The following is an 11,729-nucleotide window of genomic DNA, read 5'->3' as shown; positions in this document are numbered from 1 at the left end:
GCGCGCCTCGATGCGCCGGCCCTTGGGGTTTGCGACGTAGGGGATGCGGATCGAGGCCGAGCGGTTGCGCGCCGAGTAGGCGAGCTTGGTCGGGGCCTCGTAGTGCGGCACCAGGCGCTTGTAGGAGTTGGTGCCCGGGTTGGTGATCGCATTGAGCGCACGGGCGTGCTTGATGATGCCGCCGATGTAGTAGAGCGCCATCTCCGACAGGCCAGCGTAGCCGTTGCCTGCGAACAGGTTCTGGCCGTCCTTCCAGATCGACTGGTGCACGTGCATGCCCGAGCCGTTGTCGCCGACGATCGGCTTCGGCATGAAGGTGGCGGTCTTGCCGTACTGGTGAGCGACGTTGTGCACGATGTACTTCAGCACCTGGGTCCAGTCGGCGCGCTGGGTCAGGGTGCTGAAGCGGGTGCCGATCTCGCACTGGCCGGCGTTGGCCACCTCGTGATGGTGCACCTCGACCGGCACGCCGCAGGCCTCGAGCGCGAGGACCATCGCGGCGCGGATGTCGTTCAGGCTGTCGACCGGCGGCACCGGGAAGTAGCCGCCCTTGACGCGCGGACGGTGACCGGTGTTGCCGCCCTCGAACTTGTCGGCGGTCGACCAGGCCGCCTCTTCCGAGAAGATCTTGCTATACACGCCGGACATGTCGATCGACCACTCGACCGAGTCGAAGATGAAGAACTCGGGCTCGGGGCCGAAGAAGGCGGTGTCGCCGATCCCGGTGCTCTTCAGGTAGGCCTCGGCGCGCTTGGCGATCGAACGCGGGTCGCGGTCGTAGCCCTTGCCGTCGGACGGCTCGATGACATCGCACGACAGGACCAGGGTGGTCTCGTCGAAGAAGGGGTCGATGTAGGCGGTCGAGGGCTCCGGCAGCAGGATCATGTCCGAGGCCTGGATACCCTTCCAGCCGCCGATCGACGAGCCGTCGAACGGGTGGCCGTGCTCGAAGTGCTCTTCCTCGAAGGCCGACACCGGCAGGCCGACGTGCTGCTCCTTGCCCTGAATGTCGGTAAAACGCAGGTCGACGAAGCGGACCTCGTTTTCCTGGATCATTTTCAAGACGTCTTGAGCGTTCATGTTCACTCTCACTCCTGGTGCGCTGATGCGATGGACGGTTTTGGGTCGCTTGTCCGTACTGGCGGATGCTGGAAGGCAAGAAAGCAGTATCCATGCCAAGGCTGTGCCGGCCGTTCGGCCATTGTGCCACAAGGCAATTCGCGCGTGATGCGCCAAGATTGGGCCCCGATCTGGTGCATTTCGGCTGCTGCATGCACCGTCATGGTGCAAGCCGGACGAAGTACTCGATCGAGCGGTAGCGGGGGTGGGCCTTGAGCCAGGCGTCGGTGACGCGGCGCAGGCGGGAGAGCGATTGCGCCGCCGGTTCGGCGGCGAGGATCACGTCGACGTCGACGCGGTGGCCGAGGTAGTGGATCTGCACCCGGCTCGCATGCGTCCCGCAGCCGTCGAGCAGGTCGGTGATGGTGGCGACCACCTCGGCGCGTTCGGGGATCGGCCCGGGGGGGACGACCTGCAGCTCGCCGTCGTCCTCCGGGTCGATGTGGACGAGCACGTCGCGCACCTCGGGGAAGGCGTCGCGCACCCGGAGGAACACCGCGTCCGACACCCGGTGCCCCTCGGAAACGGTGATTCTCGGCGCGACCTGGATGTGGGCGTCGCACAACACCCGGTCGGCCATGCGCCGGGTGCGCAGTTCGTGCAGTCCGATCACGCCCGGGGTTTCAAGGATGATGCGGCGGATCTCCTTGAGCTGCTCTGAAGGCAGGCCAGTGTCGATCAGTTCGCGCACCGAGCTGCGGACCAGCCTGACACCCATGTGCAGGATCAGGAAGCCGACGACCGCGGCGGCGAGCGGCTCGAGAAAGGGATAGCCGGCGAGGCTGCCGCCGATGCCGGCGGCCACCACCAGCGAGGAGGCCGCGTCCGAGCGTGCATGCCAGGCGTTGGCCTCCAGCATCGGCGCCTTGAGCCGACGCGAGGCTGCCAGCGTGAAGCGGAACAGGCCCTCCTTCGCCGCCAGCGTCAGCAAGGCCATTCCCAGCGCCGCCGGGTGCAGGGTCGGCAGTTGGGACAGGTTCTGCAGGCGCAGGCCCGAGCTCCACAGGAAGCCGACGCCGACGCCGCCCAGCACCAGGCCGAGCAGCAGGGTGGTGGCGGTCTCCACGCGACCGTGGCCGTAGGGGTGGTTGGTGTCGGCGGGGTCGGCGCCGCGCCGGCCGGCGAACAGCACCAGCAGGTCGGTGACCAGGTCCGACAGGGTGTGGGCGGCGTCGGCGACGAGACTGAAGGCGCCGGCGAACAGGCCGATGACGACTTGGCCGATGGCGAGCATGGCGTTGGTGGCCACCGCGACGAGGGTCGCGCGCTGGATGCCGCGCGCACGCGCGACCTCGTCGGCGGGGCGCTCGAGCGGCTTGCTGGGCAGGGGGGTGACGGCGGTGGGCTTCATCTCGGGGCTTGGCGATCGGACGCGCTATACTTTGTGGTCTGATCCCAATTCTAGCCGGATGCCTGCATGGGAACCCTGTCCGATCTCCTGTCCCTGGCCCGCGAGCGGGCGGAAAACCTGAACCTCCCCTACCAGGGCGCGCTCACGCCGGCCGAGGCATGGCAGGTGTGGCAGCTCGCGCCTGGTGCCAGGCTGGTCGATGTGCGCACGCGCGCGGAATGGGAGTGGGTCGGTCGGGTGCCCGATGCGGTCGAGATCGAGTGGAACAGCTGGCCCTCGGGCGAACGCAATCCGGCCTTCCTCGCGCAGCTTCGGCAGCAGGTCGATCCGGAAGCGCTGGTCCTGTTCCTGTGCCGCTCGGGCGCGCGGTCGGATTCCGCGGCGCGGCTGGCGGGCGAGGCGGGCTACAGCAACTGCTACAACATCCTCGAAGGCTTCGAGGGCGACCGCGACGCCCACGGCCAGCGCAATCGCATCGGGGGCTGGCGCCACGCCGGCCTGCCCTGGCAGCAGGGCTGATCCCGCTTCGACCCGAACGGCGGCGCCGGTGAGGAAACCCCGGCGCCGCGCGACGGTCCCAGTCCCAACCCTTTCAGGCTTCACGACATGCAGACTGCCACCATCAGCTTCGACCGCTTCAACGTGCTCGCCGACGCACAGGCCCAGGAGCGCATCCGGGCCGCGCGCGCGAAGCTCGGCGACCGCGCGGTGCTCCTGTGCCACCACTATCAGCGCGCCGACGTCTATCAGCACGCCGACCTTACCGGCGACTCGCTCAAGCTCGCCAAGCTTGCCTCGCAGACCGACGCCGAATACATCGTGTTCTGCGGGGTGCACTTCATGGCCGAGGTCGCCGACATCCTGTCCAAACCGGAGCAGATCGCGATCCTCCCCGATCTCGCCGCCGGTTGCTCGATGGCGGACATGGCGAGCCTGGCCAAGGTCGAGCGCTGCTGGCGCGAGCTGGCCGAGGTGCTCGGCAAGCCGGACGAGCTGATCACCCCGGTCACCTACATCAATTCCGCGGCCGACCTGAAGGCCTTCTGCGGCGAGCACGGCGGCATCGTGTGCACCTCCACCAATGCGCCCACCATCCTCGACTGGGCCTTCGCGCAGCGCGAGAAGGTGCTGTTCTTCCCCGACCAGCATCTCGGGCGCTGGACCGGATACAAGAAGGGCATCCCGCTCGAGCAGATGGTGGTGTGGGATCCCGATCTCGAGCACGGTGGCCTCAGCCCCGAGCAGATCCGAAGTGCCAAGATCCTGCTGTGGAAGGGCCACTGCTCGGTGCATCAGATGTTCCAGGAGAGCCACATCCGCCGCTGGCGCATGCAGCATCCCGAGGGCATCGTGATCTCGCACCCCGAGAGCAATCTCGACGTCTGCATCAATTCGGACTACGTCGGTTCCACCGAGTACATCATCAACACGATCAAGGCCGGCGCGGCCAATACGCGCTGGCTGGTCGGCACCGAGCTCAACCTCGTCAGCCGACTGGCCGACGAGATGAAGCCGGAAGGCAAGATCGTCGAATTCATGGCGCCCACCGTCTGCATGTGCTCGACGATGCAGCGAATCGATCCGCAGCACCTGGCGTGGACGCTCGAGAACCTGGCCGAGGGCAAGGTGGTGAATCCGATCCGGGTGCCGGCACACGAGGCGACGCTTGCGCGCCTGGCGCTCGAGCGGATGCTCGCGGTGTCCTGAACACGTGCGAAAGCGTCGGCCATGACCCTGCGGATCTGCAGCTACAACATCCACAAGGGCTTCTCGCAGTTCAACCGCCGCATGGTGGTGCACGAACTGCGTGAGCGGCTGCGCAACCTGCAGTCCGACCTCGTCTTTCTGCAGGAGGTGCAGGGCCTCCATCTCCTGCATCCGTCGCGTCATGCCGACTGGCCGGTGCAGCCGCAGCACGAATTCCTCGCCGACGAGATCTGGCCTCAGCATGCCTATGGCCGCAACGCGGTGTACGACCATGGCCACCATGGCAACGCCATCCTCAGCCGACATCTGATCGTATCGACGGAGAACACCGACGTCTCGGCTCACCGCTTCGAGAGCCGCGGCATGCTGCACTGCAAGATCTCACTGCCGCAATTCGCCGAGCCGGTGCATTGCGTGTGCGTTCATCTCGGCCTCACCGGCGGCGGGCGGCGACGGCAGATGGAAGCGATCGCCGAGCGCCTCGAGGTGCTCGCGCCCGGGGGCGCGCCCCTGATCATCGCCGGAGACTTCAACGACTGGCGCAACCAGGCCGATCTGCTGCTCGGCCGCCGGCTCGGCCTCACCGAGGCCTTCGCCGCCAACCGCGGCAACCCGCCGCGCAGCTACCCGAGCAGGCTGCCCCTTTTCCGCCTCGACCGCATCTACGTGCGCGGTTTCCGCGTTCGCCAGGCCCAGGTTCATTTCGGGCAGCCATGGTCGAGGATCTCCGATCATGCCGCACTCACCGCCGAGCTGGAGGTCATGGTTTGAGGGGAGCGATTTCCGGCAATGCGTTGCGCTTGCTGGAGAACGGGCACGATTACTTTCCTGCGCTCGAGGCCTCGCTCGACGCAGCCGAGCGCGAGGTCTACCTTCAGACCTACATTTTCGCCGCCGACGCAACCGGCCGCCGCATTGCCGACGCGCTGGCGCGCGCGGCCGGACGCGGGGTGACGGTGCGCGTGATGGTCGATGGCTTCGGCGGCCGCGAGTTCGTGCGCAGCCTGATGGACGAGCTGATCGCCGCGGGCGTCGAGGTGCTGATCTACCGCCGCGAACTGCGCGCGCTGTCGCTGCGTCGCCATCGGCTGCGTCGGCTGCACGCCAAGCTGGTGGTGATCGACGGCCGCGAGGCTTACGTCGGCGGCATCAACATCCTCGACGACTACGATCCCAAGGGCCCTCCCTTTCCGCGCTACGACTATGCGGTGCGGGTCGAGGGGCCGGTGCTCGGGCGAATCGTGCATTCCGCCCACCGCCTGTGGTGGCTGGTGTCGTGGGCCGGGCTGCGCAGCCGGAAAGGGCTGCCGCGGCTGCTGACGCCCGCGCACACCGCGCCGGCGGGCGACATCGAGGCCGCATTCCTGGTGCGCGCCAATCTGCGCCATCGTCACGACATCGAGGACGCCTACCTCGAGGCGATCAACTCGGCGCAGAGCGACATCCTGATCGCCAACGCCTACTTCTTTCCTGGTCGTCGCTTCCGCGCCGCGCTGGTCGATGCGGCCGAGCGCGGGGTCCGGATCACCCTGTTGCTGCAGGGGGTGGCCGACCACCCGATCCAGCAGTACGCCACCCGCGCGCTCTATCCCTACCTGCTGGAAAAGGGCATCCGCCTGTTCGAGTACCACCGCAGCCAGCTGCACGCCAAGGTCGCGGTGGTCGACTGCTGCTGGGCCACCGTCGGCTCCAGCAACATCGACGTCTTCAGCCTGATGCTGGCGCGCGAGGCCAACCTGGTGGTGGAGGACGAGCGCTTCGCCGGCACGCTACGCGCGAGCGTGGAGCGCGCGCTCGAGGCCGGTGCCCGTGAGCTGCATCATGAAACGTGGCAGCGCCTGCCGCGCTTCAAGCGGGCGCTGACCTGGCTGGCCTACCAGTTCGTCAGGTGGGCGATCGGCATCGCGGGCTACGGCGAAAAGCACTAGCCCAGCAGCGCGCGGTGGTCGATCTTGGTGCAGCGGTCCATCACCACCTTCAGCCCGGCTTCCTCGGCGCGCGCCGCGGCCTGCGGCGCGATCACACCGAGCTGAAGCCAGAGCGCACGGGCGCCGATCGTGATCGCGTCCTCTACGATCGGCATCACGTCCTCCGGACGACGGAACACATCGACGAGGTCGATCGGCACCGGGATCTCGCGCAGACTGGGGTAGCACTTCTCGCCGAGCACCTCCTCGCAGGCTGGGTTGACCGGGATGATGCGGTATCCCGCACGCTGCAGGTAGGTCGCCACTTCGTTGCTCGGGCGATCCGGTCTGGGCGACAGGCCGACCACCGCGATGGTCTTCGTTTCCTGCAGCAGGCGGCGCAGGCCGTCGTTGTCTTCGATCATGGGCACTCCTCGTCGTGGGTGGATGCCACCGCGATCGAGCGGCAGCGGGGAACCTGTTCCAGTCGCCAGTGCGCGCCAGCCCACGCCCACACCTCGGCGAGGGACGCGCGGGCGAGGGCGGGCGGCGGACGCTGGCCCAGAAAATCGAGCGCCGCGACCAGCGTCGCCGGCGCCGAGGCGGCGTCGAGGGCGCGCGCCAGGGTCTGCTTGGAGAGTTTTTCGCCGGCGGTATTGGCCGCCACCGGCAGGTGGGCGTAGGCCGGCTGCGGCAGCCCGAGCAGGCGCTGCAGCAGGATCTGGCGACCGGTGGATTCGAGCAGGTCGGCGCCGCGCACCACGTGGCTCACACCGGCTTCGGCATCGTCGACCACGACCGCGAGCTGATAGGCGAAGATGCCGTCCGCACGGCGCACGATGAAGTCGCCGATCTCCTCGGCGAGTTCCTCGCGCTGCGGCCCCTGGATCGCATCGTCGAAGCAGGCCAAGCCCTCGGCGCGCACCCGCCAGGCGCGCGGGCGGCGGCCCGGCGGCAGGCCGTCACGGCAGGTGCCCGGATAGCGCGGCGAGCCGTCGCGGGCGAGGGCGGAGTCGGCGATCTCACGCCGGGTGCAGGCGCACGGATAGACCTGGCCCGCCTGGCGCAGGCGCTCGAAGGCTGCCGCATAGGCTCCGGTGCGCTCGCTCTGGCGCACGACCGGGCCGTCCCATTCGAAGCCGAAGGCGCCGAGGGCGGCGAGGATCGCCTCCTCGGCGCCGGGCACCTTGCGCGGCGTGTCGAGGTCCTCGATGCGCAGCAGCCAGCGCCCGGCATGGGCGCGCGCCTCGAGCCAGCTGCCGGTTGCGGCGACGAGCGAACCGAAGTGCAGCGGGCCGCTCGGCGTGGGCGCGAAGCGTCCGACGTAGGGGAGGCGGGGGACGGTCATTGATCGAAATGATAGCAGCCCTCGGTGGCGCCGCCCGGCCGTGCGCGCCGGGCGCTACTTGATGGATATCAATCTCAGACTGGGTGCGCCTCTTTAGAATCCTCACCATCGTCCCGCGGCTCGTCCCCGCGGGTTCCCCACGGACAGACAACGGAGAACTACATGAAAACCACCAAGCTCGTCCTCGCCAGCGCGCTGGTCAGCCTGCTCGCCGCCTGCGGCGGCCAGGAGCAGCCCGCCGCCCCGGCGTCCGCCCCTGCCGCCCCCGCTGCACCCGCCTCGCAGGCGCCGAGCGCACCCGCGGCCCAGGCTCCGGCGGCCGCACCCGCGGCGCCGGCACCGCAGCAGGCCGCCGCCGGCCCGAACGGCGAGAGCGTGTACAAGAAGACCTGTGCCCTGTGCCACGCCTCCGGCGTCGCCGGTGCGCCGATCCCGGGCAACAAGGACGACTGGGGTCCGCGCATCGCCCAAGGTAACGATCTCATGTACAAGCACGCGATCGAAGGTTTCACCGGCGAGAAGGGCATGATGCCGCCGCGCGGTGGCGGCGCCTCGCTGTCGGACGAAGAGGTGAAGGCCGCGGTCGACTTCATGGTCGCCAAGTCGCAGTAAGCCACGCCCGACGGCAAAAAAATGGAGGCCCGCGGGCCTCCATTTTTCGTTCCGGCAGCGGGTTCCCGACTCAGTCGCCGAGCGGGCGGAAGTCCTCGCGCTCGGCGATGAATGCCGGACGCGGCGCCAGCCCGCAGAACGGCGCCTGCGGCCGGTTCTCCACGCTGTTGAAGACCATGAAGACGTTGCTGCGCGGCAGCGGGGTGATGTTCGAATTGGAGCCGTGCATCAGGTTGCAGTCGAAGAAGGTCACCGAGCCGGCCGGCCCCTTGGGCGCGACGATGCCGCCCTCGGCCACCAGGCTGGCGAGGCTGTCCTCGTCCGGCACGCCGTATTCCTGCTTGCGCAGCGACTTGCGGTAGTGGTTCTCGGGCGTCTCGCCGATGCAGGCGACGTACTTGCGGTGGGAGCGCGGGATCACCATCAGCGGGCCATTGTGCTCGGTGTTCGGGGTCAGGCTCACCGAGCAGCTCAGCGTTCGCATCGCCGGCAGGCCATCCTCCACATGCCAGGTTTCGAAGTCCGAGTGCCAGTAGAACTCGCGGCCGCGAAAGCCCGACTTGTAGTTGATGCGCGACTGGTGGATGTACACCTGGTCGCCGAGCAGCTGGCGGGCGATCGCGACCAGGCGCGGATGGGTACATAGCTCGCGCAGCACGGCGTTGTTCTTATGCACCGCGAAGATCGAGCGCAGCTCGCCGCTGTCGGGTTCGATCACCGCCTCGGGGGCGGCGCGCTCCGACTCGCTTGCGCGCAGGCGGGCGAGCTCGTCGAGGTAGGGGCGGATCTCCTCGGCGCTGAAGAAGGCCTCGAACGAGAGGTAGCCGTTGTTTTCGTAGAAGGCGAGCCGCTCGGCGTCGAGCGGCCCGTCCTCGGCGCGGCCATGGACGACCGGATCCTGACGCTCGAGCACCGAGGGCTCGGCGGCGATGCGCGACGGATAGCGGTCGGCCAGGCTGGCGGCGGTTCGGTTTGGATCAGTCATCGGATGGGGTCCTCCTGACGCACGGCGTGCGGCCGTGCAGGTTCACGCAAAAAAGGCACCGCGGCCGCGCCGCGATGCCCGTCCGGGGATGGGGTGTGCTCAGCCAGCGGTTGCGAGCATCGCCTCGGGCGCGGCGTAGGCGCCGGTCTCGTCATGGACCTCGGCGCCGGTGAGCGGCGGGTTGAACACGCACACCATGCGCATGTGGCTGCCCTTGTTGGCACGCAGGATGTGGCGATCGTGCAGGTTCAGCGCGTACAGCGTGCCGGGACGGATCGGGTGCACGGTGCCGGTGGCGAGGTCCTCGATCTCGCCCTCGCCCTCGAAGCAGTACACCGTCTCGATGTGGTTGCGGTACTCCATCTCGAGTTCGGCCCCTTCCTTGATCAGGGTGTCGGTCACCGAGTAGCCGAGCTTGTCGCTGGCGAGGATGAAGCGGCGGCTCGCCCACTGTTCGGTGTCGACATCGGCCGGGGTGCCGATGAGTTGGTCCAGATGCTTGACGATCATGCGGTTCTCCTTGTGGATTCGGTTGGGTCTGCTTCAGGCGGCGTCGCGGGCGTCGCCCTTGAGGGTCGCCTTCCAGGCCTGCTCGATGATGTCGAGGCCATGGGCGAGCTCTTCCTCGCTGATGGTCAGGCTCGGCAGCAGCTTCAGCACCTCGTCGTTGACGCCGGCGGTCTCGATGATCAGGCCGCGTTCGAAGCAGGCGGCGGAGATGTGGCCGGCGAATTCAGCGTCCTCGAAAGCCACCCCGAGGATGAGGCCGCGGCCGCGCACCTCGCCCTTGACGCCGGTGTTGCGCAGCAGCCGCTGCAGTCGCTCGGTGGCCATGCGGCCCTTGGCGATCACCGACTTCTCGAGCCAGGCGTCCTGCCAGAAGTCGAGCGCGGCGGCGCCGGTGACGAAGGCCGGGCAGTGGCCGCGGAAGGTGCCGTTGTGCTCGCCCGGCGCCCACTGGTCGTGCTCGGGCTTGAACAGCACGAGCGCGAAGGGCAGGCCGTAGCCCGACAGCGACTTCGACAGCGTGACGATGTCGGGAACGATGCCGGCATCCTCGAAGCTGAAGAACTTGCCGGTGCGACCGCAGCCGACCTGGATGTCGTCGACGATCAGCAGCACGCCGTGGCTCTCGGTGATCTCGCGCAGGCGGCGCAGCCATTCGACGCTGGCGACATTGACGCCGCCTTCGGCCTGCACCGTCTCGAGGATCACCGCGGCGGGGGCGTCGAGGCCGCTGCCGTCATCGATCAGCAGGCGCTCGAGGTAGTCGAGGGTGTCGACGTCCTCGCCCATGTAGCCGTCGAAAGGCACCGCCATCGTGTGGTTCAGCGGCACCCCGGCGCCGGCGCGCTTGAAGCCGTTGCCGGTCACCGCGAGCGAGCCCAGAGTCATGCCGTGGAAGGCGTTCGTGAAGTTGACGATGCGCTCGCGGCCGGTGACCTTGCGCGCCAGCTTGAGCGCCGCCTCGACCGCGTTGGTGCCGGTCGGGCCGGGGAACTGCATCTTGTAGTCGAGGCCGCGGGGGGCGAGGATCACCTCCTGGAAGCGCTCGATGAAGTGCGCCTTGGCCTCGCTGTACATGTCGAGCGTGTGGGTGATGCCGTCGGCGGCGACGTAGTCGATCAGCGCCTGCTTGAGCTTGTCCGGGTTGTGGCCGTAGTTGAGCACGCCGGCGCCGGCGAAGAAGTCGAGGTACTTGCGACCCTCGCTGTCGGTCATCCAGGCGCCCTTGGCGGTCTTGAAGACGGTCGGAAAATTGCGGCAGTAGCCGCGGACTTCGGATTCATGGCGTTCGAACACGTTCATAGGGATTCTCCTTTCCTTGTCATTGTCGGTCTGGTCTCAGACTGCGGCGCGCGGCGCCAGCGGCCCGATGCGGAACAGGCGTTCCGCGGGGTGTGGATGCGGGAAGAGCTCGGGGGTGAAATGCGGTACCACCTCGCAGGCGACGCCGGCACGGCGGGCGAAGCCCTCGAACAGGCGCGCCGAGGGAGCGTTGTCCTCTGCCACGGTGGCGGTCAGCCAGCGCGCGTCGGCATTGGCCGGCAGCGCGAGCCAGCGCTCGAGCAGGCGCGCCCCCAGTCCCTGGCCCTGATGGCGGCCGTCGATGCCGATCTGCCACACGAAGGCGGCCTGCGGGTCGCGCGGCGGACGGTAGCCGATCACCGCGCCGACCGTCTCGCCGTCCTGCTCGGCGATCAGGCAGGTGTCGCCGAAGTCGGCGGCGAAGAGCAGATAGAAGTAGGCGGAATTCTGTTCCAGCGTGCCGGCGCGGCCGACCAGCTCCCACAACGCGGCGCCGTCGCCGTGGCGGGCGGCGCGGAAGGTGGTCGTGGCAATGACGTTGGTATCGGTTGCGTGCAAGAGTTGGCCTCCATGGGCATGGCAGTGCGGGTCACGGCGTGGTGGTGACGGCGGTGCGCCGACAGCGGGTCGCTGTCAGCCGGCGCGCGCAGCGGGCGGCGCGCCCGGATGGCGCAGCGGGGAGAGGCTCAGGGAGGAAGCGGCTGGTCGCTGCGGCGACCGTGGAGGTCGTGCCGGCGGTGCGCGGCGCGCTGCGACGAGAAGGACGCCGGCTGGCGGGCAAAGGAAGCCCGCAGGGAGGCCGCAGGAACGCGGCGACCGGCGTCGGCAGGGAAAGCGTGGAAAGTGGCGGTCGTGGTCTGGCTGTAGGTGTCGGTCTCTGTCATCGGTCGG

General features: G+C 68.5%; 14 protein-coding genes. 5 read left to right on the top strand and 9 right to left on the bottom strand.

Annotated features, from left to right (window positions below; genetic code table 11):
- Both glnA and BB334_RS12260 read right to left on the bottom strand, forming a co-directional pair.
- The coding region (gene glnA, locus BB334_RS12265; RefSeq protein WP_068808941.1) for a type I glutamate--ammonia ligase at nt 1-1,080 on the bottom strand (1,080 nt) is incomplete at its 3' end.
- A gap of 199 nt (nt 1,081-1,279) precedes the next feature.
- Entirely contained in the window at nt 1,280-2,470 is a 1,191-nt protein-coding gene (locus BB334_RS12260) for a cation diffusion facilitator family transporter (RefSeq protein WP_068808773.1), read from the bottom strand.
- Nucleotides 2,471-2,536: 66 nt separating this feature from the next.
- On the opposite strand from BB334_RS12260, the gene BB334_RS12255 reads away from it, so the two are divergent.
- The 4 genes from BB334_RS12255 (at nt 2,537) to clsB (ending at nt 6,105) form a co-directional block, all read left to right on the top strand.
- Entirely contained in the window at nt 2,537-2,989 is a 453-nt protein-coding gene (locus tag BB334_RS12255; RefSeq protein ID WP_068808772.1) for a rhodanese-like domain-containing protein, read from the top strand.
- 87 nt (nt 2,990-3,076) lie between these two features.
- Entirely contained in the window at nt 3,077-4,177 is a 1,101-nt protein-coding gene (gene nadA / locus BB334_RS12250) for a quinolinate synthase NadA (protein ID WP_068808771.1), read from the top strand.
- A gap of 21 nt (nt 4,178-4,198) precedes the next feature.
- Nucleotides 4,199-4,948, top strand: a complete 750-nt coding sequence (locus BB334_RS12245) for an endonuclease/exonuclease/phosphatase family protein (RefSeq protein ID WP_068808770.1) — start codon at nt 4,199-4,201, stop codon at nt 4,946-4,948.
- Nucleotides 4,945-6,105 carry a cardiolipin synthase ClsB gene (clsB, locus tag BB334_RS12240; RefSeq protein WP_068808769.1) on the top strand — a complete coding sequence of 387 codons (1,161 nt, stop codon included), beginning with the start codon at nt 4,945-4,947 and terminating at the stop codon, nt 6,103-6,105. The genes BB334_RS12245 and clsB overlap by 4 nt, the downstream gene beginning before the upstream one ends.
- Here the strand turns inward: clsB and BB334_RS12235 are convergent.
- Together BB334_RS12235 and gluQRS are read right to left on the bottom strand one after the other, a co-directional pair.
- The gene (locus BB334_RS12235; RefSeq protein WP_068808768.1) at nt 6,102-6,509 is read right to left on the bottom strand and encodes a CoA-binding protein; all 408 of its coding nucleotides are present in this window, start codon (nt 6,507-6,509) and stop codon (nt 6,102-6,104) included. The two genes, clsB and BB334_RS12235, sit on opposite strands and share 4 nt — an antisense overlap.
- Nucleotides 6,506-7,432: a tRNA glutamyl-Q(34) synthetase GluQRS gene (gene gluQRS, locus BB334_RS12230; RefSeq protein ID WP_083200410.1), complete on the bottom strand. Its 927-nt coding sequence runs from the start codon at nt 7,430-7,432 to the stop codon at nt 6,506-6,508. Before gluQRS ends, BB334_RS12235 begins: the two co-directional genes overlap by 4 nt.
- Before the next feature lie 162 nt (nt 7,433-7,594).
- Between gluQRS and BB334_RS12225 the strand changes: the two genes are divergently transcribed.
- Nucleotides 7,595-8,044, top strand: a complete 450-nt coding sequence (locus tag BB334_RS12225; protein ID WP_068808767.1) for a c-type cytochrome — start codon at nt 7,595-7,597, stop codon at nt 8,042-8,044.
- Between the two features lie 70 nt (nt 8,045-8,114).
- On the opposite strand, the gene thpD is transcribed toward BB334_RS12225, so the two are convergent.
- From thpD to BB334_RS18690, 5 genes are all read right to left on the bottom strand, one after another.
- On the bottom strand, nt 8,115-9,029 hold the full coding sequence (gene thpD / locus BB334_RS12220; protein WP_068808766.1) for an ectoine hydroxylase: 915 nt from the start codon (nt 9,027-9,029) through the stop codon (nt 8,115-8,117).
- A 99-nt stretch (nt 9,030-9,128) separates the two neighbouring features.
- Nucleotides 9,129-9,539: an ectoine synthase gene (locus tag BB334_RS12215; RefSeq protein ID WP_068808765.1), complete on the bottom strand. Its 411-nt coding sequence runs from the start codon at nt 9,537-9,539 to the stop codon at nt 9,129-9,131.
- Nucleotides 9,540-9,572: 33 nt separating this feature from the next.
- Entirely contained in the window at nt 9,573-10,838 is a 1,266-nt protein-coding gene (gene ectB, locus BB334_RS12210) for a diaminobutyrate--2-oxoglutarate transaminase (protein ID WP_068808764.1), read from the bottom strand.
- Nucleotides 10,839-10,874: 36 nt separating this feature from the next.
- Nucleotides 10,875-11,396 carry a diaminobutyrate acetyltransferase gene (gene ectA, locus BB334_RS12205; RefSeq protein WP_083200409.1) on the bottom strand — a complete coding sequence of 174 codons (522 nt, stop codon included), beginning with the start codon at nt 11,394-11,396 and terminating at the stop codon, nt 10,875-10,877.
- A 128-nt stretch (nt 11,397-11,524) separates the two neighbouring features.
- A partial coding sequence (locus tag BB334_RS18690; RefSeq protein ID WP_232756728.1) for a hypothetical protein occupies nt 11,525-11,729 on the bottom strand: 205 nt, incomplete at its 5' end.

Origin of the sequence: Thauera phenolivorans (assembly GCF_001696715.1) — a bacterium.
GTDB classification, from domain to species: domain Bacteria; phylum Pseudomonadota; class Gammaproteobacteria; order Burkholderiales; family Rhodocyclaceae; genus Thauera; species Thauera phenolivorans.
This window is presented reverse-complemented; position numbering and strand designations above follow the sequence as displayed.

Bases quoted from the DNA above. Each gene is read 5' to 3' on its own strand.
- BB334_RS12260 (WP_068808773.1), bottom strand. From the start codon at position 2,470: ATGAAGCCCACCGCCGTCACCCCCCTGCCCAGCAAGCCGCTCGAGCGC.
- thpD (WP_068808766.1), bottom strand. From the start codon at position 9,029: ATGACTGATCCAAACCGAACCGCCGCCAGCCTGGCCGACCGCTATCCG.
- BB334_RS12255 (WP_068808772.1), top strand. From the start codon at position 2,537: ATGGGAACCCTGTCCGATCTCCTGTCCCTGGCCCGCGAGCGGGCGGAA.
- ectB (WP_068808764.1), bottom strand. From the start codon at position 10,838: ATGAACGTGTTCGAACGCCATGAATCCGAAGTCCGCGGCTACTGCCGC.
- BB334_RS12225 (WP_068808767.1), top strand. From the start codon at position 7,595: ATGAAAACCACCAAGCTCGTCCTCGCCAGCGCGCTGGTCAGCCTGCTC.
- BB334_RS12215 (WP_068808765.1), bottom strand. From the start codon at position 9,539: ATGATCGTCAAGCATCTGGACCAACTCATCGGCACCCCGGCCGATGTC.
- BB334_RS12245 (WP_068808770.1), top strand. From the start codon at position 4,199: ATGACCCTGCGGATCTGCAGCTACAACATCCACAAGGGCTTCTCGCAG.
- BB334_RS12235 (WP_068808768.1), bottom strand. From the start codon at position 6,509: ATGATCGAAGACAACGACGGCCTGCGCCGCCTGCTGCAGGAAACGAAG.
- gluQRS (WP_083200410.1), bottom strand. From the start codon at position 7,432: ATGACCGTCCCCCGCCTCCCCTACGTCGGACGCTTCGCGCCCACGCCG.
- nadA (WP_068808771.1), top strand. From the start codon at position 3,077: ATGCAGACTGCCACCATCAGCTTCGACCGCTTCAACGTGCTCGCCGAC.